The organism is Pseudozobellia thermophila (assembly GCF_900141855.1).
Classification (GTDB): Bacteria; Bacteroidota; Bacteroidia; order Flavobacteriales; family Flavobacteriaceae; genus Pseudozobellia; species Pseudozobellia thermophila.
Window position 1 is genome coordinate 1 of record NZ_FQYU01000006.1, and the last position, 18,934, is coordinate 18,934.

At 47.8% G+C, this 18,934-nt stretch carries 18 protein-coding genes and 1 tRNA gene; 9 read left to right on the plus strand and 10 right to left on the minus strand.

From position 1 onward, the window contains the following. Window positions 1-71: 71 nt before the first annotated feature. The 5 genes from BUB37_RS14510 to BUB37_RS14530 all read left to right on the plus strand — a co-directional run bounded on the left by BUB37_RS14510 (window position 72) and on the right by BUB37_RS14530 (window position 4,653). A tRNA-Leu gene (locus BUB37_RS14510) sits at window positions 72-153 on the plus strand. Between the two features lie 217 nt (window positions 154-370). Continuing rightward, the gene (locus tag BUB37_RS14515) at window positions 371-679 is read left to right on the plus strand and encodes a hypothetical protein (protein WP_072994552.1); all 309 of its coding nucleotides are present in this window, start codon (window positions 371-373) and stop codon (window positions 677-679) included. Window positions 680-899: 220 nt separating this feature from the next. Next, a complete protein-coding gene (locus tag BUB37_RS14520) occupies window positions 900-3,269 on the plus strand; it encodes a TonB-dependent receptor (RefSeq protein ID WP_072994553.1) in 2,370 nt (789 codons plus the stop codon). A 67-nt stretch (window positions 3,270-3,336) separates the two neighbouring features. Further along, window positions 3,337-4,116 carry a DUF4625 domain-containing protein gene (locus BUB37_RS14525; protein ID WP_072994745.1) on the plus strand — a complete coding sequence of 260 codons (780 nt, stop codon included), beginning with the start codon at window positions 3,337-3,339 and terminating at the stop codon, window positions 4,114-4,116. Between the two features lie 57 nt (window positions 4,117-4,173). Beyond that, window positions 4,174-4,653 (plus strand): DUF4625 domain-containing protein, encoded by a 480-nt coding sequence (locus BUB37_RS14530; protein ID WP_072994554.1) that lies wholly within the window; start codon window positions 4,174-4,176, stop codon window positions 4,651-4,653. Window positions 4,654-4,732: 79 nt separating this feature from the next. On the opposite strand, the gene BUB37_RS14535 is transcribed toward BUB37_RS14530, so the two are convergent. The 4 genes from BUB37_RS14535 to BUB37_RS14550 are packed head-to-tail and all read right to left on the minus strand — an operon-like array spanning window position 4,733 to window position 7,887. Further along, window positions 4,733-5,461, minus strand: a complete 729-nt coding sequence (locus BUB37_RS14535; protein ID WP_072994555.1) for a LytR/AlgR family response regulator transcription factor — start codon at window positions 5,459-5,461, stop codon at window positions 4,733-4,735. A 1-nt stretch (window position 5,462) separates the two neighbouring features. After that, complete coding sequence (locus tag BUB37_RS14540) at window positions 5,463-6,488, minus strand: sensor histidine kinase (RefSeq protein WP_072994556.1); 1,026 nt, start codon at window positions 6,486-6,488, stop codon at window positions 5,463-5,465. A 10-nt stretch (window positions 6,489-6,498) separates the two neighbouring features. Beyond that, complete coding sequence (locus BUB37_RS14545) at window positions 6,499-6,852, minus strand: DUF4907 domain-containing protein (protein ID WP_072994557.1); 354 nt, start codon at window positions 6,850-6,852, stop codon at window positions 6,499-6,501. Window positions 6,853-6,891: 39 nt separating this feature from the next. After that, window positions 6,892-7,887, minus strand: coding sequence for a Kelch repeat-containing protein (locus BUB37_RS14550; RefSeq protein ID WP_072994558.1), 996 nt, complete (start codon window positions 7,885-7,887; stop codon window positions 6,892-6,894). A gap of 257 nt (window positions 7,888-8,144) precedes the next feature. Between BUB37_RS14550 and BUB37_RS14555 the strand changes: the two genes are divergently transcribed. The 4 genes from BUB37_RS14555 to BUB37_RS14570 all read left to right on the plus strand — a co-directional run bounded on the left by BUB37_RS14555 (window position 8,145) and on the right by BUB37_RS14570 (window position 12,139). Continuing rightward, entirely contained in the window at window positions 8,145-9,443 is a 1,299-nt protein-coding gene (locus tag BUB37_RS14555; protein WP_072994559.1) for a DUF4270 family protein, read from the plus strand. Further along, a complete protein-coding gene (locus tag BUB37_RS14560) occupies window positions 9,436-10,683 on the plus strand; it encodes a BamG family beta-barrel-assembly machinery protein (RefSeq protein ID WP_244526845.1) in 1,248 nt (415 codons plus the stop codon). The genes BUB37_RS14555 and BUB37_RS14560 overlap by 8 nt, the downstream gene beginning before the upstream one ends. A gap of 116 nt (window positions 10,684-10,799) precedes the next feature. Then, window positions 10,800-11,366, plus strand: a complete 567-nt coding sequence (locus BUB37_RS14565) for a DUF6515 family protein (RefSeq protein WP_072994560.1) — start codon at window positions 10,800-10,802, stop codon at window positions 11,364-11,366. A 20-nt stretch (window positions 11,367-11,386) separates the two neighbouring features. Continuing rightward, entirely contained in the window at window positions 11,387-12,139 is a 753-nt protein-coding gene (locus tag BUB37_RS14570) for a hypothetical protein (RefSeq protein ID WP_072994561.1), read from the plus strand. Between the two features lie 160 nt (window positions 12,140-12,299). Here the strand turns inward: BUB37_RS14570 and BUB37_RS14575 are convergent, their stop codons facing one another. The 6 genes from BUB37_RS14575 to BUB37_RS14600 form a co-directional block, all read right to left on the minus strand. Beyond that, the gene (locus BUB37_RS14575) at window positions 12,300-13,382 is read right to left on the minus strand and encodes a Gfo/Idh/MocA family protein (RefSeq protein ID WP_072994562.1); all 1,083 of its coding nucleotides are present in this window, start codon (window positions 13,380-13,382) and stop codon (window positions 12,300-12,302) included. Window positions 13,383-13,439: 57 nt separating this feature from the next. After that, window positions 13,440-14,642, minus strand: coding sequence for a nucleoside permease (locus BUB37_RS14580; protein ID WP_072994563.1), 1,203 nt, complete (start codon window positions 14,640-14,642; stop codon window positions 13,440-13,442). A 44-nt stretch (window positions 14,643-14,686) separates the two neighbouring features. Continuing rightward, window positions 14,687-16,240, minus strand: coding sequence for a M81 family metallopeptidase (locus BUB37_RS14585; protein WP_072994564.1), 1,554 nt, complete (start codon window positions 16,238-16,240; stop codon window positions 14,687-14,689). Window positions 16,241-16,291: 51 nt separating this feature from the next. Then, on the minus strand, window positions 16,292-16,906 hold the full coding sequence (locus tag BUB37_RS14590) for a 3-keto-disaccharide hydrolase (RefSeq protein ID WP_072994565.1): 615 nt from the start codon (window positions 16,904-16,906) through the stop codon (window positions 16,292-16,294). A 20-nt stretch (window positions 16,907-16,926) separates the two neighbouring features. Continuing rightward, window positions 16,927-17,799, minus strand: coding sequence for a formylglycine-generating enzyme family protein (locus BUB37_RS14595; protein WP_244526847.1), 873 nt, complete (start codon window positions 17,797-17,799; stop codon window positions 16,927-16,929). A gap of 243 nt (window positions 17,800-18,042) precedes the next feature. After that, on the minus strand, window positions 18,043-18,813 hold the full coding sequence (locus BUB37_RS14600; RefSeq protein WP_072994747.1) for a 3-keto-disaccharide hydrolase: 771 nt from the start codon (window positions 18,811-18,813) through the stop codon (window positions 18,043-18,045). Between the last annotated feature and the right edge of the window lie 121 nt (window positions 18,814-18,934).

Consider the following 18,934-nt stretch of genomic DNA (forward strand, 5'->3'; position numbering starts at 1 on the left):
CACGCTAGAAAGTCTAGCGCAATAGGGGGGGTAACCAATAAAATTAAGTTTGTATTTTTATTGAAATTTATGCAGGCGTGGTGGAATTGGTAGACACGCTAGACTTAGGATCTAGTGCCGCAAGGTGTGAGAGTTCGAGTCTCTCCGCCTGTACAAGTGAGGAGCCCTTCAGGAAACTGAGGGGTTTTTTTGTGGATGATGTTTCGGGGTGTGAAGGAATAAGGAGAGGGGGGAAGCCTGTCCCGAGCGGAGCCTCAGGAAGTCTTGGGGATATCGGGTCCAATTAATGCAGCGGCTTATAGGATTTAACAGCTCCTTTAAATGTAAATTAACACCGTATTGGCATTATTTTAGTAAGTTTGTGGGCAATATGTTACAAGGTCGTTTAAAACAGTACATTACCTATTTTTTCCTTGTCCTTTTCCTTTCCGTGAAAATGGCAGGGCTGCATGTGCTGTCCCATTCCGATGATAAGGACAACTTGGTCCATTGTACGGTGTGCGACCTGACCACGGCACAGAACCTGCTCCCGGCCATTACTCCGGATCTGCCTGATTTTACGGTAAACAATTTTGAGGAAATTTACCTTCAAGAATCCAATGCCGAATATGCCTTTGTGGTTAACAGCACATTGGATTCCGATCAACTCTTTTCCAGACCTCCCCCTTCTATACTCTAATTTTCTCCTGTACGGTTGCAAGTTGTTGCCGTTACGCCTAAGGTAGGCCTTTGGACTCCCCAAGGGACTGTTTTTGTATCCGTGGATTTATGCCAAGGGTCGAATGGTCCGGGGTCGCCCCAATACGATGCCGTATCCGTGGCGCACAACTTTCTACAGGGGTTAATACAAATGCTTCCGAGTCTAGATTTTCTATTTCCAATAGTTCTTAGCAAGTAACATGATGTACAGATTATTGAGCATATGGCTATGTGTCGGCCTAAGCTCTATGGCTTTTGCACAAGATTCCTTTCGGATCGAAGGATCCGTACTAAATGCAAATACCTTACAACCCATAGAAGGAGCCAATATTGTTGGCAAAGGTTTTTATTCCGTTTCATCCTCGACGGGCGCATTCAAGATAAAGAATGTAGCCAAGGGCCGGTATTCGCTTACCGTATCGCATATTAGCTATCGCCCCAAGACGGTAGAGGTCGAGGTTGGGCCAAATATGGAGGAGGTTCAAATTTTGTTGAGCGAGACCACCACTACGCTAGAGGAAGTGGAGGTATATGGGGATTATGAGCAAGAGAAGGCCAAACAGCTTTCTACAGTGTCGCAATCTGTTTCTAAAGCGTTTCTTGATCAAAACAGGGAAAACAGTCTTATGCAGACCCTTAAGAAAATACCTGGGGTAAGCACGATCACTATCGGTTCAGGGCAATCGAAACCGGTTATTCGCGGCTTGGGTTTCAACAGGGTGGCCGTTGTCCAAAATGGAATAAAACACGAGGCCCAACAATGGGGAAATGACCATGGTCTTGAAATAGACCAATACGGAATCGAAAAGATAGAGATCATAAAAGGGCCGGCTTCTTTGTTGTATGGCTCGGATGCCATTGCCGGGGTGGTAGATATACAGCCCTCGAAAATACCTTTCCCAAATTCCTTTGGTGGGGAAGTGAACGTATTGGCCGAAAGCAACAACGATCTGTTGGGTGTTTCGGCGGGCGTTCAGGGAAGAAAGGAAAAATGGTATTACCGTGGACGTGTGACGTATAGGGATTATGGCGACTATAAGGTGCCTACCGATAAGATCAACTATGAAAATTACATTTTTGAACTCCATGATAACCATTTGAGAAATACCGCGGGCGAGGAGGCCAACGCAAGTTTTAGTGTCGGCTATGTTTCCGACCACATAAAATCGGAAACCTTTTTCAGTAATGTAAACGCCAAAAATGGCTTTTTTGCCAATGCCCATGGTTTAGAGGTGAGGTCCTCCGACATTGATTATGACAGCTCCAGTAGGGACGTAGACCTTCCGTTTCATAAGGTGAACCATTTTAAGGTCACCAACAATACCATTGTAAGTGGGGAGAACCACACGTTGCACTTTGATCTGGGCTATCAAAATAACCTGAGGGAGGAACATTCAGAACCTGTTCCCCATGGTTACATGCCCAAACCATCGGACAGTAAAGAACGGGTATTTAGCAAGAATACCTATTCCCTTAATGTAAAGGACTCTTTTAAGCCTCATAAGAAGCACGATGGCGTGGTGGGCTTAAACCTGGAATTTCAAAACAATAACATAGGCGGGTGGGGCTTCTTGATTCCGGCATACAACCGTTTTGCCGTCGGAGCCTTTGCCTATGATCAATTTGAGGTAAATCCGGACTTGCATTTTATGGCCGGCATACGGTATGATTACGGATTTATAGATACCAAGGCCTATTTCGACTGGTATCCGTCCACCGTAAACAATGCCGATGGGTCTACGTCATATATTTACTTGCAAAGGGCCCGGGACAAGACCTCGACTTTTGCAAACGTAAGTGCTTCTGCAGGGCTAAGTTATATACATAAAAACACCACCTATAAGGTAAATATGGGAAAGAGCTTTAGAATGCCCTTGCCCAACGAGTTGGCTTCCGATGGGGTCAATTATCACATGTACCGATACGAGCAGGGAAATCTGGACCTGGACCCCGAAGAATCGTACCAATTGGATGTGGATATAGACCATACGACCCCATCCATGAGTGTAGGTGTTAGTCCGTTTGTGAATCTTTTTGACAACTATATCTATCTGAACCCTACTTCCAACTACTATGAAACCTTGCAGATCTATGAGTATACACAAAGCAGGGTGTTTAGGGTAGGAGGTGAAGTCAGGGCCAGTACCACCCTGTTTAAAAATCTGGGATTGGACGCCTCGGCGGAATATGTGTACTCTAGACAGACCAGTGGCCCCAAAAAGGATTTTACGATTCCGTTTACGCCGCCTTTGTCCGGACTGGTTTCTGCCAATTATCAATTCAAGGACTTTTTCTTTTTGAGCAGCCCCCGGTTAATTGCCGACTTGAGGGTGACGGCCGCCCAGAACGAAATTGTTCCGCCGGAAGAAACGACAGAGGGGTACCAGGTGTTGAATATGTCCCTATTGGCGGATTTGGACATTTTTACGAAAAACCCACCGGTCAGGTTACGGGTAAAGCTCAACAATGTATTCGATACCAAATACTTTGACCATACCAGTTTTTATCGGTTGATCGATGTGCCGGAAGCCGGTAGAAACCTATCCATATCGCTCACCATGCCTTTTTAATAAATAACAACTAGTACTAATGATTAAAACAGAACAAATGAAAACAAACCTTTTTAAAACAAACATTATGAAAACAAATTTTAAGTTTTTGGCGGCCATTTCAATGCTTGGCCTTTTGTTGCACTCATGTAGTAGCGACGATGACGGTTCTTCCGCATTGGATGCACCGGTAATCTCCAATTTTGAATATGGGGAGGGAAGCGACCATTCAACGGAACAGTACGTCTATAAAGGCTCCGATATTCACCTAGAAGCGGAAATTACTGCAGAAGCAGTGGTAAGCAGCATTACCCTGGAAATTCATGCCCATGACCTAACTCCAGGTGAGGGGGAAGAAGATTGGGAGTTTGAGCAGGTGTATACAGATGCCGATTACTTGGTGATCAACCCGACGTTTCACGAGCACGTAGATGTACCTGCAAATATACCGGCAGGGGAATATCACATTGAATTAACGGTTACCGATGAATTGGGGAATAGTACCGAGGTAGAGGGCCACATCCAAATATTGGACCCCATTACCTTAAGCGATATTTCTGTTAGCGAAACTGCTGCCAGGGGCAGTGACTTCCACGCAGAGTTTGTGGTAGATGCCGTTAACGGTATCCATAGCATCACCGTCGATGTGCATACACATGAGGTGACCCCAGGTGAGGGAGAGGAAGAGTGGGATTATGAGGAGGAATTCATGGGAGACTACCACGAGCAAACCTCAGCGGAATTTCATGAGCATATCGATATTCCCGCTACGGCACCGGCAGGGGAATACCATGTTATTTTTACCGTGGAGGATGAAGATGGCAATACGGTCGAGTACGAGACACACATCGATGTTACAGCCGAATAAAAATTAATCTTACCGTATGGCACTTTAGGGTGCCATGCGGTTTTTAAATAGTTTTAAATGAAATTTACACCAAAATATTTTTACTTTTTATTCCTTGCGTTAACGATAGTTTCGTGTTCCAGCGATGATGGTGTCGGAAAGGATGAGGAAAAGCCCACGATCAGTATCAATTACGCTGAGGGCTTTCCACAGGCGTGTGAGCAATTGGTAAGGGGTGAGACCTATACCTTTAGGGCCCGGGTGACCGATAATATGGCCCTGGCCTCCTATAGTTTGGACATCCACAACAACTTTGACCACCATACCCACGATGATCAGGCCGGAGACTGCGATCTGGAAGAAAAAAAGGACGCCGTCAACCCCATGATATTCATAGAGAACTATGCCATAGAAGACGGGGTGGCCAGCTATGAAATAAACATAAGTCTTACCATTCCGGAGGATGTGGATACCGGTGACTACCATTGCTCTTATTCCGTAACCGATGAGACCGGTTGGCAGTCAAGGACATCGGTAGACATAAAAATCATTGATTGATATTGTGGCTGGAGGTTATGTACGTCCAATAAAAAAACCGACTTTTGGGTCGGTTTTTTTTATTTGGGATGAAGGATACTTAACGGAGTCCCAAGCGCAATAAAAAATTGGCCTTGTAGCTTTCGCCGATCGGGATTCGTATGTCGTCTATGACCACCCTGTTCCGCTGAATGGAACCGATATGGTTTATATTGATCAAGAACGATTTGTGGGCCCTTTCAAACTGATGTTGGGGCAGTTTGTCGTGCAGTTCCTTAAAACTCATTAAGGTGAGTATGGGTTTGTTGCTTTGGGTTACATGTATTTTAAGGTAATCCTTAAGTCCCTGCACGTACTTGATGTCGTCGATCCTGACTTTTACATTTTCATATTCGGCCTTTACAAAAATAAAATTATCGCTCTTTTCGGGGTCGCCGCTTGACGAGAAGATATGGCTGTCGTTCACTTCCTTCCTTTTGGAAAAGAGGCCCTGTGCCCTTGAAACGGCCTTTACAAATCGACCGTACCTTATAGGTTTTACCAAATAATCTACGGCATTGAGCTCAAAGCCGTCTACGGCATAATGCGGATAGGCCGTGGTGAAAATGAAGAAGGGCCTGTTGTCAAGGGAGTCGATAAAGTCTATGCCGTTCATCTGGGGCATTTCGATATCGCAGAATATCAGGTCGATGTTCTTCTCTTTGATAACGGGGATGGAATCCAAAGGGTTGGTAAAAGTGCCCTCAAGCTCTAGAAAATCGAGTTTTTTGCAATATTCACGTAGAATGTCAACAGCTAAGGGTTCGTCATCGATGATTATACACTTCATTTTAGTTTAGATTAAGGTGCAAACGTACTTCGTAATACTCACCATCGTTGGTGATGTTGAGTTCGTGGCTATCGGGGTATAGCAGGTTCAATCGGTTCTTGACATTTTCGATGCCCACTCCCGAGCTCCCTTCCTTGCCCTGATGTGCCCCTATAAGGTTCAGCACATACAGGTCTATAGACGCTTCCGATATGTCAAGGTTTATTTCGATCTCGGTATTTCCTTGAAAATCGGTGCCGTATTTAAAGGCATTTTCAATAAAGGTGATAAACAATAGAGGGGCTATCGCCTTTCCCTCGGGGTCGCCCTTTATCTTTAACTTGACCTTGGCCTCGGTCGACAAGCGCAGGCGTTGCAACTGCACGTAATTTTTAAGATAGCTTATTTCCTTGTTCAAGGGCACCTTTTCCCGATTGGCCTCATAGAGCATATAGCGCATCAATTCGGAAATGTTCATTACGGCCTCGGGCGTATCGGGCGAATTCTTTACCGACAGCGAATAAATGGTGTTCAGTGAATTAAACAGAAAATGGGGGTTGAGCTGCGCTTTCAGAAATTGAAGCTCCGAGTTGATCTTCTCCTTTTCGGTAACAATTCTTAAATCTTCGTTTTTTTTCCATTCGGCGTACACTTTAATGATGGTGCTGACCGCAAAGGGTATGCCGAAAATCATGATGAACATCAAAGATTGCCTAAACGAACCAAACCCGGGCCTTTTGGGTAAGTTCGGGCGAAGGTTCTCGATGAACTGCGGCTTAAAGAAGAAATCGGAGACATAGCTGATGCCTACAAGAAGGACCAGGGACAGCACGACATAGATACGGGTTCTCTTTTTTAACAGGAATTGGGGCACCAAGAAAAAATAATTGATGTAAAAGATCAAAATGGCCAGGCCCAACCTCGATGGAATGTCGGTGGGAAGCCGTCTTCCCTGCGCGATGGTAGGGTACATCAAAAAAATGGCAAAAAAGGCCCAGACAACGAAATGTGCCGCTATTTGGCGAATTTGTGGTTTTTCCAGGCCCATCCTTTCTATGTTACCTGCCGTTCAGGGCGGTTATTTGCAACGCCTCCAGCTCCGATAAAAAAACCTCGGGACTTTGGTTGTGCGCCAATTTACTGACCACCAGGTCGGCCACCCTTTTTGCCTCGGCCGAACTTGAAAAGGCCGTTTTCCCCTGAATGCCAGGTATAAAGTCTTGTTGGATCAATATACGGTTATTGTGAAGAATTTGGTAACCGTAACCTGAATCGACATCGATTATTTCGACCGAGAGCCCCCTGGCCCTTTCAACCTTCTTTTCTTTGTCCGCATAATTGGTTGTATAGACAGCCATGGCGGTAAGTCCGGCAAGAAAAAGTAAAACGGCGGCAATTTTGACTGGGCGCATAGGTTTTTTGTTTACTGGGTTTAGGCCAGGGGAAAAAGTTTAGTCTTCATCATCGTATTCGTCAAATGGAAAAAACTCGTCAAGGTCGTCCAAATAGAGGGTTCCTGAACGGCCCAGCCCAACAAAGGCCCTGGTTCCGTTCGAAAAGGCGATGGCGTCTTGCCTTGTCGTGCCCTCGAAACTTGTCTTGGCCTCCCAAGAATCCGTACCGGGTATGTATTCCCAAACCGTGCCCAAGGCCCCTGTAGCGTATCCACAGGCGATATAACCGTATCCGTTCAGGGTAAAGGCCACGGCATTGCTCCGTACGATGCTGTAATCGTCCTCTTCGTCCAAATCCAATTTTTTGGTCCATGTTTCGGTGCTCGGATCGAAGGCCCAGAAATCATCGAGATAAATACCGTTGGATACCCCGGTGCCCAAATAGACGGTATTGTCGATCGTAAAGGTTACGGCGTCCCTTCTTTTGTCTCCCCCGAACCCGACGAGTTCGGACCACGTATCGGTAGAAGGGTCGTACTTCCAAAAATCTTTTCTATCGTTTTCCCCGTCATATCCCGTGCCAAAGTATCCATATCCGTTTGCGCCGAAGGCAACGGCACTACGTCGGGCGGCAGCTGGGGTAGGGGCTATCTCCGTCCACGTGTTCGTGCTGGGGTCGTAGGCATAGAAATCGGACAGTTCGTCCAATCCGTCGTATCCCGAACCCAGGTAACCGGTTCCGTCTATTTCAAAACCGACGGCCGCATTTCTGGCACTTCCTGGAAAATCGGCTTTCTGCGACCAATAATCCCCTTGTAGGTCGTAAGACCAAAAAGAGTTCAGGTAGTCGTCACCGTCATATCCGAGTCCCATATAGCCCACATCGCCAATGGTAAACCCCGAGACACTGCTTCGGGGGCTGCCGTCAAAAACAGATCGGTCTACCCAGTTGCCCAAGTTGTCGTCGTCATCGTCGCTCGAGCAACTGGAGAATGTCAGTAGCGATAGAAATGTAAGGGATAGCACTTGTAAATGGGAAAGTGTTCGGTTCATACCATATAAATTTAAGAGGTTCAATTATTCGTCTATTCATTAAATATCCTCCAAAACTAGAGCAACCCTTTACCGGGTGAAACAGAAATAGATGAAGTTGGCTTTTTAAGGTATGAACAGGGCGATTTCATCTGCGAAAATATCATGGCCCGTTGGTAGTCTTTTATGGCGCTTAGGTCTTAAAACATATTAGGTTGATCTATTACGGTTTTCTGGCTGGAAGGGCGCCCATACATTTATCGTAAAATATTTGGAATATGTTGAAAAAAATTGGGCTGTTGGTCCTTTTATGTGTGGGTGCTTCGTGCAGTACGGATGCCGTCAACGACTCTGATTTTGTGGCAGGGGACTCCTTTACGGATAGCAACCTTAGGGTAATGGTATTGGATACTTCCACCGTACTGACCTCTACCATGAAGTTCGATAGTATCGTTACCTCCCAATCATCGCGTATGTTGGTGGGCAAATACAACGACCCGGTCTTCGGGACCGTCAAGGCCTCAAGTTACGTAGAGATCCTTCCCGAAAGCTATAGCATCGATTCCGAAGCGGTCTACGATAGTATTGTCCTTATCTTGAAGTATGACGGTTATTACTACAACGATACCCTCCGGACCAATTCCATTTATTTAAGGCAGCTTTCGGAAAAACTGGAGCCCGAGGAAGACGATTTTTACAACACGAGCAGCGTTGAAATGTACGATACCGATTTGGGGCATCTATCCTATATTCCCAGGCCGCTGGGTACGGATTCATTGGAAGTCAGGATGAGCGACAGTCTGGGACTCGAAATTTTCGATAAACTACAACAACAGGAAATTACCAACTCCGATGAGTTCCGCGATTTTTTTAAGGGCTTGAACATAAGTTACGGCACTGAAGACGATGGGTCGGTTATCGGCTTCGCGCTCGACGAGAGCGTGGTTCGGCTGTACTTTAGCGAATCTGAGGAAAACGAATGGGAACAGGGCGATATCGACCTCTACATCAACACGACGAGTACGCCCACCCCTTTCTTTAACAGCATTACGGCCGAAAACCCCATCGATTATCTGAGTTCCTTCGAAGATCAGGAAGACAACCTTTACAGTACCGAAAGCGGGAACCAAAGCTTTATTCAGTCGGGAATAGGTATCGTCACGAAAATTGAATTTCCGCACCTCGAAACGATTCACGACATACCGGGCGAAGGTACCCTGCTGGGGGCGGCCTTAAAGTTGAAACCCGCAGTGGGCTCCTATAACGACCACCTGATCCTCAGGGATACCCTCTCCGTTTTTTTGGTCGATCAGAACAACGATATCACCGAACAACTGGGCGTACAGGCCATTCTCAATCGTACCAACCAAGAGTTCAACGATATTTATTACGAGATTCCCTTGAGCAGTTATATCGAAAGTCTGCTTACGGCGGAGCGGGAAACCGAAGAGGCCCTGATTTTACTGCCCGATAATTACAATGCCACCGTCGACCGTTTTGTCTTGAACGACAGCAACAACCCCGACTACAACACGACCCTGGAAATTAGCTATGCAATTTATGATGAAGATGAATAAAGTACGGTTCTCCGTCTCGATAGTACTACTGTTCGTTATGCCCGCGATTATGGCGCAATCGGAGGGTTTGACAAGTTCCCCCTATTCGCTTTACGGACTCGGTGCGATAAACCAGACCAGTATCGGAAAGACCAATGGTATGGGCTATTCGGGGATAGGGCTGAAAACCGATGGCGAAATCAATAACCTCAACGCCGCCAACTTTGCCTTGATTCCAAAGAATTCCTTTTTTTACGATGTAGGTTTAAAAGGGCAGTACAATACCTATAGCAACCGAATTAACGATGAGTCCAAGACCACGATCAACTTTTCGAACCTGGCGGTCGCATTTCGAATAGCCGATGACTTTGGGGCCGGTATCGTAATGGTGCCCTACACCGATGTTGGTTATTCCTTGGTCGGTATCCAGACCAATATCGAGGGCACCAACCAAACGTTCGAAAGCAACGTAAGCGGAGTGGGGGGATTGAGCGACCTAAGGCTGAATCTGGGGTATGGGATAATCGAAGGCCTGCGGATCGGGGCAAATGCCTCCCTCCTTTTCGGGAATATTGAGGAAGAGGAATCGTTTACCCTTGGATCGAGTTCCTTTGATCTCACCGAAAAAACCAATTACACCGGGGTGCGATGGGGACTCGGCATGCAGTTCGATTTTACCGATGATATTACCCTGGGGAGTACCGTTCAGTTTCCTACCGCCTTAAAGGGCAATCTAAAGCGGTCGGTACTGAAGAACATCGATGCCACCGATATTACCGTCGAGTCGGAGACTTCCGACGATACGGCCGATTTTAACATGCCTTTGGAACTCGGCCTGGGCTTTAGTGCCAGACTCTTTAAATCGCTCACCGTGAGTGCCGACTATAAGAACAATTTTTGGAGCGATACCGGGCAGACCGAAAACCTGGGTACCTATGTAGACCAGAGTATTTACGCCGTGGGATTGGAGTTCGTGAAAAAGAAGGACAGCTATAAATACGGAGACCGTATTCGGTATAGGGCCGGATACAACTACGATACCGGATACCTTTCGGTAAACGGATCCAAAATAGACGGGCAGAGTTTTACCGCCGGTATCGGCATCCCCGTGGGACAGGGCCAAAGATCCATGCTCAACCTGTCGTACAGTTACGGGTCCCAGGGACAGATACAAAACATATTGGTCAAGGAAAATTTTCATTTGCTTACCCTAAACCTTAGCCTGCAAGATGTTTGGTTCCAAAAAAGAAAGATCAATTGATGTCGTTCGACGATGAGAATTTATAAATGTTTGTTAAGTAACCGTTTTGTACTAAACCTAACAAAAAAGAATGTGTCAAAAGGGCAACTGTTATTAAATAACTAAAATCGATGACTATGAAAAGAATAGCGATTCTGATTATGGGTATAATTTTGACGACGACCTTTACCCAAGAGGCCACCGCCCAGCGAACTGTCAATAGAAAAGTGGTCACAACGAAAAGAACCGTTCGTGTACCGAAAACAAAAGTGGTATATAAAAAGCCCAAGACAAAGGTCGTGTCGGTAAGGACACTGCCAAGTAATAGAAGGGTAATAAAACACAACGGACTGTCGTACACTTATGTCAACAATAAGTTTTACCGATACTATGGAGGTCGCTATATTCCTGTGGCCCCGGCCATCGGACTCCGAATAAGTACCCTGCCCGCGGGATATACGCGTATTGTGGTAGGGGGCAGAAACTTTTTCTTTTTTGATGGTATCTATTATGAGGCCGTTGACGACGGGTATTATGAAGTAGTACAGCCCGAGATAGGTACCATCATTTACGAATTGCCCGAGGAAGCCGAGAGAGTGGAGGTCGATGGCGATATCCTGTACGAATGCGACAATGTGCTCTATGAAAAGATCCAAGTCGATGGTACAAGGGCCTACGAAGTAGTCGGGATAATAGAAAATTAAAAAGGGACTTTATCTTACTCATGGGAAAAAACGGGTTTCGGCTATTTGTGGTAGTGTGTTTTGTGCAGTTGGTCAATGCCGAACCCATTGTTTTGGATACGGTATCAGGGGTTTATGAAGGCATGTCGTACCGTCTTATGGAAGACGATGACGATTTGGTATTGACCCTTGTTACCTCCGACAAGGCAACGGTTCGCCGGTTGCTGCGTATGGGTACGGTCTTTTATTTTGATGTCAAGGGCAAAAAGAACAAGTCGGTCTATGTGCGTTATCCCCTGCCCGGGAAGCGCCCCGAAATGGCGGAGCGGCCATTACCGGATGAAGAAGGGCCCGATTTGACCCAGCTTTTGGCCAATTTGCCCCAAGAAGGGGAGTACGGTGCCCATGGGGAAACGGAGCTTTTCCATCCCATGCTGAACAGTCTTGGTATCGAGATTGTCATTGAGGCTACAACGGTCGAAAAAGGGGCAACTTCGGAAGAGGGCCTTCTATACCGGTTGAGAATTCCGAAAGGTAGAATAGCGATCGATCCCGGTACGGATCTCTCCCGCCTAAGTGTAGGAGTGGGCAGCAATCCACGGCAGGAAGGGGAAAAGGCCGAAAAACCCGTTGACGGAAAACCCTCGATGGGAAGGGGTGGGGGTCGTAGGGGCGGCAGTCGTGGCGGAGGACGGGCAGGGGCAATGAGCCCTCGGAACGCTGTTGGCCCCAAGGAACGACCGGTGGTAGATCCTATAGACTTTTGGTTCGATGCCCACTTGGAACAAGATTAATTGGAATGGGCCCTGGACAGTGATTGAACAATTCTTCTGGTTTTTTTTTGAATATTTGATGTTGTATTAGCTATGATCCCAAGGTCGCCAAGGCGCCTTGGGATTGTTTTTTTTCGATTACGGACCAAGCCTGTTCTTTTAGCCGATAGTAATCGGTTACTTAAAGGTCGACCGATCTTTGGGTGCGGATCGATTGGTCGCAGGCAAAGGCGATACGCAGGCTGTTTACGGCATCTTCGAGATGCGGTCTTAAATCGATGTTTTCCTTGATGGCCTTGTACAGGTACTGTTGTTCCCTCGTGCAAAGCTCAAGGTGGTCGGGCTCGTCCTCTAGGTTAATAAAGGTATCGCTTTCGGTAAATTGGTTGTTTTCGTCCAATGAAGCCGGGTGGTAGCGTATGGTCTCGGTCTGGGTGTGCGATTCCACCGAGTCCGATTTTCCCGAGGCCGAAGCCTTTTTCGCCACTATCGATACCGATCCCTTGGGGCCAAAAACGTCCTTTATGAAAAATGCCGTTTCGCTTACCATGGGTCCCCAGCCCGCTTCGTACCAGCCCACGGATCCGTCTTCAAAGCGTATTTGCAGTTGACCGTAGTTATAGTTCCATTCCGGAACGTCATCCGTTAGCCTTGCCCCAATGGCATTTACCTGCACGGGTTTCGACCGGGTCATTTGGCACATCACATCGATATAGTGTACCCCACAATCTACAATGGGGCTAAGGCTCTTCATGAGGTTGCGGTGTACGTTCCACATTTCACCCTTGCTCTGCTGGTTCAGGTTCATGCGCATGACCAAGGGCTTGCCCAGGTTCTGGCTGAGTTCTACAAAGCGTTGCCACGAGGGGTGGTGCCTTAAAATATAGCCCACAACCAGTTTTTTACCGACCTCCAAGGCCTTTTGGGCAATTCGCTCCGCTCCTTCCACCGTATCGGCCAAAGGCTTTTCCATAAAGACATGGCATCCTTTTTCCAAGGCCATCAAGGCAAACTCTTCGTGGGTGTCGGGGTAGGTCGATATGCACACGATATCGGGGCGGGTAGAGTTCAATGCCTCCTTGTAGTCGTCGAACAGGGCGTAGGTGTTTCCTAGTTTTTGGTTTAGGCTTTCTTTGCTCTTGCCGGTAGAAACCAATCCACAAATAGTGAATTCTGATAAGTTGTGGTAGGCCATCGCATGTGAGCTTCCCATGTTTCCACAACCGACGACCAATACTCGAAGCGATTTTTTTAAATCTGTCATAGGTTTTCTTGTCTTTATATAATTTCGTGCCCAAGTGCAACCGTTGAAAGCCTTTCTTTATTGGGTAGGGGCATCAACCGTCTTTTCCTTGAACAATAGTATGAATAAAACTGCCGTAACTAGGGCTATGGTTGCCGGAACCATCCAAATCGATTGCCAATCATAGCCTGCCGGGCCCACGGCGACCGTAAATCGCTGGGTTACCCATCCCGAAACGTAGGAACCTATCAACATGCCTACCCCATAGGTGGCAAAGGTAATCAGGCCCTGGGCGGCATTGCGAAACGACTTTTCAGCTTTTTTGTCTATGTAAATCTGCCCCGATACAAAAAAGAAATCGTAGCAGATGCCGTGCAATACAATGGCCGTGTAAAGCATCCAATTGTTTTCGCTACCATCTGCGAAGGCAAACATAAGGTATCGGACCGCCCAGGCCAACATGCCGACGAGCATCACTTTCTTTAGCCCAAATTTACGAAATGCGAAGGGCATCAATAGCAAAAAAAGGAATTCGGAAACCTGTCCCAAGGTCATTTTGCCCGCCGCATTTTCGAAACCTATATCGTTAAGAAAGGGATTGGCAAAGCTATAGTAGAAGGCCAGGGGGATGCAAATAATGATCGAACTTAAAAAAAATACGATAAACGATCGGTCTCTGAACAGAACCAGGGCATCGAGGCCTAAAATGGAGGCCAGGCTTTTTTTCTGGCCATTCGGTGGCGTATTGGGCAAAAAGAGGCAAAGTACGGCTAGTGCAATGGAGCAGGCCGCCGCTATCTGAAAGGTAAGGTGTGAGGTTTCCCATTCCATAAAACCGACCCATAGCCCCGCTATGATCCAGCCCAGGGTGCCGAAGACCCTGATAAGGGGGAATTCTTTGTCGGGCTCGTCCATTTGCGAGAACGATATGGAGTTGACAAGTGAAATGGTCGGCATGTACAAAAGGGTGTACAGAAGTATGAGCCACCAAAAATCTTGAAAGTTGTCGGCAAGGCTAATTAAATAAAGTGAGATGCCGCCCAAAACATGGAGGGTCGCCAGAACCTTTTGCGCCGAAAAAAAGCGGTCGGCGATCAAACCGATAAAAATGGGCGATAGAATGGCCGCGATGGATAGGTTGGCATAGGCCGACCCTACCTGGGCCGCCCCCACGTCCAGGGAGTTCAACAGGTAGGTGCCCATGGTAACGTACCAGGCGCCCCAAACAAAATACTCCAATAGCATAAGTACGGATAATTTTATTCGGAGTGTGTTTTTCATGGGTTCGGTCGGCTTGGTTTAACAGATACGTATCGAAAATGTGCTCAGCGGGGATAGGTAGAAGGTACGAATTCATCGGAAGCGGGAATCCATTTGGCCTTTAAATCAGGTTCGAATTGGTGCTTGTCAAAAGGAAACATCGGTCTTTGGATCCTTCTGTAGTCGAGACTGTGCAGGTCTTGGTCGACCCCTCCCGGGGTTAGGGCCATGATCCAATCTTTGCGCATGTTGTAAAGGTCGGGCACCAGGTATCCCATTTTGACGACAATAATGTCGGTTTTCAGGGGGTCTAGGCCCAAGTCGGAAAAATGGGTGTTTCGGTTTCGGTCGTGTGCAACGATTACCCGCACACTTCCGACCCTGATGACAACGGCTTTTTCGCCAATGCCTTCGACGGTTCCGTCAAGTTTTATGGGAGGGGCGAAACGGGCATCTATTTGGGCCCCGACATAACCACTTACCTTTTGGCCAAGGCCGGCCGACTTGGCCAGTTTAAACAATTCCGGTCCGGGAATCGAGGCGTAAATAAGCGAAGGGCCCTTCTTAGACTTGAATTCGGGCCGCTCCAGTATTTTTTTCAAGGTCCATGTAACGTCGCCGGCACCACCTGCAGTGGGGTTGTCGCCTGAATCACTGATAAAGAAAGGGCGTTTTTTACTGGCCAAGGCCTTGTTTAGGCTTCCGGTCAGGGAGTCTACCGGGGCGACAAAGCCGAATTCCGACCTAACCTTCCAAAAACTGGAAGCCAGGTTTTCGGCGGCCTCACCTACTTGAATCCTGTCGTCTCCGGTAACCATTACCACGGCATGGTTTCTCGGCTCATCGGCCCATGCGTAGCCGATCCAGATGGCGGCATCGATAATGCCCGATTGTTTGGTAACCTCCGGAATTTTGGCATACAGGCTTTTGGCGGGCTCTACCCTAGTGCTCGTTTTTTCGCCCGGCAGTAAAATGGGTACGGGCACCCATGCCTTATAGGCAGGTTTGCCCTGGCCGCTTTCCAACCGGTCCAAAAGATTTACGATGGCCCTCTTTTTGGTCTCATATCGGTCTTCGTGGGGCGCCATGCGAAAACAGGTGATCAAGTCGGTATTTTTGGCCAAGCGCCACGAAACGTTGCCATGTAGGTCCATCGAGGTCGAGATCAAGGTTTCCGTTCCGACCACCTCGCGTATTCTGGCAATAAGGTCGCCTTCGGGGTCGTCAAGGCCCACAACGCTCATGGCTCCGTGAATGTCAAAATAAAGTCCGTCGTAAGGACCGTTCTTCTTCAGTGAATCCAGTGTTTCCTGTACCAGGGACTCGTAGGCTTCCCTGGTTACCGCCCCTCCGGGAGAGGTGGCCGCTACAAGGGCGGGCAACCATGTGGCACGTCCCCTGACCATTGAATCGGGAACCATAAAGGGATAGGCGTCCAGGGCTTCTGGCCCCTTTCTTATGCGAAAGGCCTCCCTGGCCGTCAAGGCAGGGGAGAAGGTGCTCGACTCGGTGGCTATGCCGGCTATGGCAATTCGCGGAAGGTCTTTCTCCTGGGCTTTTCCCGCCAAGGTACTGATGAGAAAGGAGAACAATAGGGTAGTGAGTATACTGTTTTTCATAAAGCGTATGTGTTGTTTATAAATGCAATGGACTTAGGGCTTGCCCGAACTCTAGTCGAGCTCTTGTACCCGAATGTTTTTCCAGCGAACCTTGATACCGCCGCCACTGTGTATCTGTAGGGCAATGGAGCCCCTGCCCTGTCCTATTTTTTCATCTTCCAGTTCTACCATTTTATTCCCGTTGAGCCAACTTGTGATCTTGTCGCCCCTGGCTTCGATCCGCATGTGGTTCCAGTCGTCGGGCTTCAGGTGTTTCTCGTCTTTGGGGTCGGGTTTGATCAACCATCCCCTTCCGCCCAGGGTAGACTCGTAAATACCACCGGTATGGAGGTTGGGGGGAGCCACCTCTACCTGCCACCCGCGTATGGTCGTACCATCGTCACCACCTACATGCGAACGGATGAAGACACCGCTATTGCCATTGGCCTCCAATTTAAAATCAAGGTTTAAAATAAAGTTTTTATAGGGTTTGTTGGTCGATAGGTAGCCGTATTTTTCTTCCGGGCCGCTCTCGCACACCAGTTCGCCGTTTTCGACATACCAGTATTCGGTACCGTGCTTGGTCCAACCCGACAGGTCTTCGCCGTTAAAGATACTTTTATCGGTTTGGGCCTGGGCCATATAGAGGTTGCATACGATGCATAGGGCAATAAGTGTATTTCTCATAGTCGTTTAGTATTAGGGTTTTAAAAGTCTTCCATTACCGAAAGCCAGTATTTTTCAATTTCTTGTTTTGACGGTGTTTCCTTGGGCCTGACCAAGCGGAAACCGATGAATGGGGCATCGGTCAGCCACCATATGCTTTTGGGCATTTGCGGGTCGCGCTGTTTCCATTTCTTTGAAGAGCCATGTCTATTGGCCGATCGCAGATCTTCTGCAGGATCCATCCAAGATCCCCCGCGAACCGAGCGGGGATAAAGTTGGGTCGGTTCAAAAAGCGGGTTGCTTGAAGGGTTGCCTTTTAGGCTTTTGAAGTAATCGGCCTTGTACTCGTCCATGGTCCACTCGGCCACATTGCCGTGCATATCGTATAGGCCGTAGGCATTTGGCGATTTGCTCCCCACCTTGTGGTATTTTTCGTTGCTGTTCGACTTGAACCAGGCATACTTGGCCAATTGGCTTTCGTCATTGCCGAAATGGTATGCGGTATTCGAACCCGAACGGCAGGCGTATTCCCATTCGGCCTCGGTCGGCAGTCTATAGAAACGGCCGGTTTTGGCAAAAAGCCACTTGGCGTACATGGCAGCGGCATATTGGGTCATGTTGATGGCGGGATAGCCCTCCTTGCCCATGCCGAAGCTCATATCGATGTACATGGGGGTTGCGGTAGCCACTCCGTCTACGACCATTTTGGAACCGTCCCTTAGGGTGATGCTTCTTTCTGAAATATTTTGGGCATTATCATCGAGGAACTGCGTGTACTGTTCCCAGGTTATTTCATAGGCACCCATCCAAAAGGAATTGACCCGTACCCTTCGCTGTGGTCCTTCATCGCTGTTGCGGCCCTTTTCGGTGTTCGGACTGCCCATGAGGAAGGTACCGCCTTCAATGGGCACCATTTTTATTTCAAGATCTGAATGGGGTATCCGCTCCGAGTAGGGGTGAAATTCCGATTCGGTCCTAATTTCATATTGAGTAGATCCGAGTAATAAGAAACAAAGAAACGATAAGCCTATAAGTCGTTTAAGATATTGCATCGGTTTATAGCTTTTTGTATTTAAAAATAGGATGTACGGGCCCCTATTCCCTTTGCAAGGAATGTAACCGGTCATGGTAGGGTCAGGGGCTCGGACTCCCGTATATTAGTTTAGTATTGGGGCAATTTGTTCCGCTGAGGTTACTCCTGGGGGAAGTTCGGTTACCCTTAGATTGCGAAAATGTATTTCGGCCCCTTCGGATTCGAGGCATAGGTATCCCTTTTTCTGTGAAACCTTGGAGATGCCGTTAACAAATTTACCGTTTACGGCAAGTTTGGCCACACCATCCACACAAACGACGTCGTAGGTATTCCAGATACCCTTGCCCTTGGCCCGGTTTTCAATGGATTTGCTCCGTTCTCCCCTGGGGTTGTCGGGAACGGCGGTAACCCCGCCAACTCCAAACAGTTCGCCGTGTACATAGGCGATAGGTGGTTTTTTTCCATCGCGGAGGTTGAGGTTCACCCAGTCGAGTTCCAACATTTGGATTTCCAGTCCGTCGGGCAGTTCCTTCCCCTCTTCGGGGTTGGCATTGCTCCAGGCGAATATTCCGGAATTTCCACCGGCTTCCATATGCCTCCACTCCACATGAAGAATAAAGTTCTCGTATTGCTTTTCGGAACGTACCACCCCTATGGGCAGGCCTTTGCATACCAAGGTGCCGTCATCCTTCACCGACCATGTGCTTTCCTCGGTGTTTACGTTCACCCATTTAATGGTCTCCGCTTGCCCGGTGTCGCCCAGGTAAAGGTCTTCCATAGTGGTAACGGAACCGAATTCAAAACCGAAATCGGGCGTTTGCGCTCCAATGGCCCCGGCAGATAAAAAAGTTAGGACGGCCGCTAGGCCAGGGGCCAACTTGTTAAGGTATTTCATAATTCCATTTTTAATGACGATAGGCAGCGGTAAAAACATTTAGGAGAGCTGGGTAAGCCAGACTGCTAATGTTAAAGGCCCCCAAAGATTAATCAGGTCTTTGGTTACTCTCCTAAATGAA

What these genes read in the sequence shown, in the direction of transcription:
- BUB37_RS14515 (WP_072994552.1), top strand. Translation starts at nt 371, where the DNA reads ATGTTACAAGGTCGTTTAAAACAGTACATTACCTATTTTTTCCTTGTC.
- BUB37_RS14520 (WP_072994553.1), top strand. Translation starts at nt 900, where the DNA reads ATGATGTACAGATTATTGAGCATATGGCTATGTGTCGGCCTAAGCTCT.
- BUB37_RS14525 (WP_072994745.1), top strand. Translation starts at nt 3,337, where the DNA reads ATGAAAACAAATTTTAAGTTTTTGGCGGCCATTTCAATGCTTGGCCTT.
- BUB37_RS14530 (WP_072994554.1), top strand. Translation starts at nt 4,174, where the DNA reads ATGAAATTTACACCAAAATATTTTTACTTTTTATTCCTTGCGTTAACG.
- BUB37_RS14535 (WP_072994555.1), bottom strand. Translation starts at nt 5,461, where the DNA reads ATGAAGTGTATAATCATCGATGACGAACCCTTAGCTGTTGACATTCTA.
- BUB37_RS14540 (WP_072994556.1), bottom strand. Translation starts at nt 6,488, where the DNA reads ATGGGCCTGGAAAAACCACAAATTCGCCAAATAGCGGCACATTTCGTT.
- BUB37_RS14545 (WP_072994557.1), bottom strand. Translation starts at nt 6,852, where the DNA reads ATGCGCCCAGTCAAAATTGCCGCCGTTTTACTTTTTCTTGCCGGACTT.
- BUB37_RS14550 (WP_072994558.1), bottom strand. Translation starts at nt 7,887, where the DNA reads ATGAACCGAACACTTTCCCATTTACAAGTGCTATCCCTTACATTTCTA.
- BUB37_RS14555 (WP_072994559.1), top strand. Translation starts at nt 8,145, where the DNA reads ATGTTGAAAAAAATTGGGCTGTTGGTCCTTTTATGTGTGGGTGCTTCG.
- BUB37_RS14560 (WP_244526845.1), top strand. Translation starts at nt 9,436, where the DNA reads ATGAATAAAGTACGGTTCTCCGTCTCGATAGTACTACTGTTCGTTATG.
- BUB37_RS14565 (WP_072994560.1), top strand. Translation starts at nt 10,800, where the DNA reads ATGAAAAGAATAGCGATTCTGATTATGGGTATAATTTTGACGACGACC.
- BUB37_RS14570 (WP_072994561.1), top strand. Translation starts at nt 11,387, where the DNA reads ATGGGAAAAAACGGGTTTCGGCTATTTGTGGTAGTGTGTTTTGTGCAG.
- BUB37_RS14575 (WP_072994562.1), bottom strand. Translation starts at nt 13,382, where the DNA reads ATGACAGATTTAAAAAAATCGCTTCGAGTATTGGTCGTCGGTTGTGGA.
- BUB37_RS14580 (WP_072994563.1), bottom strand. Translation starts at nt 14,642, where the DNA reads ATGAAAAACACACTCCGAATAAAATTATCCGTACTTATGCTATTGGAG.
- BUB37_RS14585 (WP_072994564.1), bottom strand. Translation starts at nt 16,240, where the DNA reads ATGAAAAACAGTATACTCACTACCCTATTGTTCTCCTTTCTCATCAGT.
- BUB37_RS14590 (WP_072994565.1), bottom strand. Translation starts at nt 16,906, where the DNA reads ATGAGAAATACACTTATTGCCCTATGCATCGTATGCAACCTCTATATG.
- BUB37_RS14595 (WP_244526847.1), bottom strand. Translation starts at nt 17,799, where the DNA reads ATGGTGCCCATTGAAGGCGGTACCTTCCTCATGGGCAGTCCGAACACC.
- BUB37_RS14600 (WP_072994747.1), bottom strand. Translation starts at nt 18,813, where the DNA reads ATGAAATACCTTAACAAGTTGGCCCCTGGCCTAGCGGCCGTCCTAACT.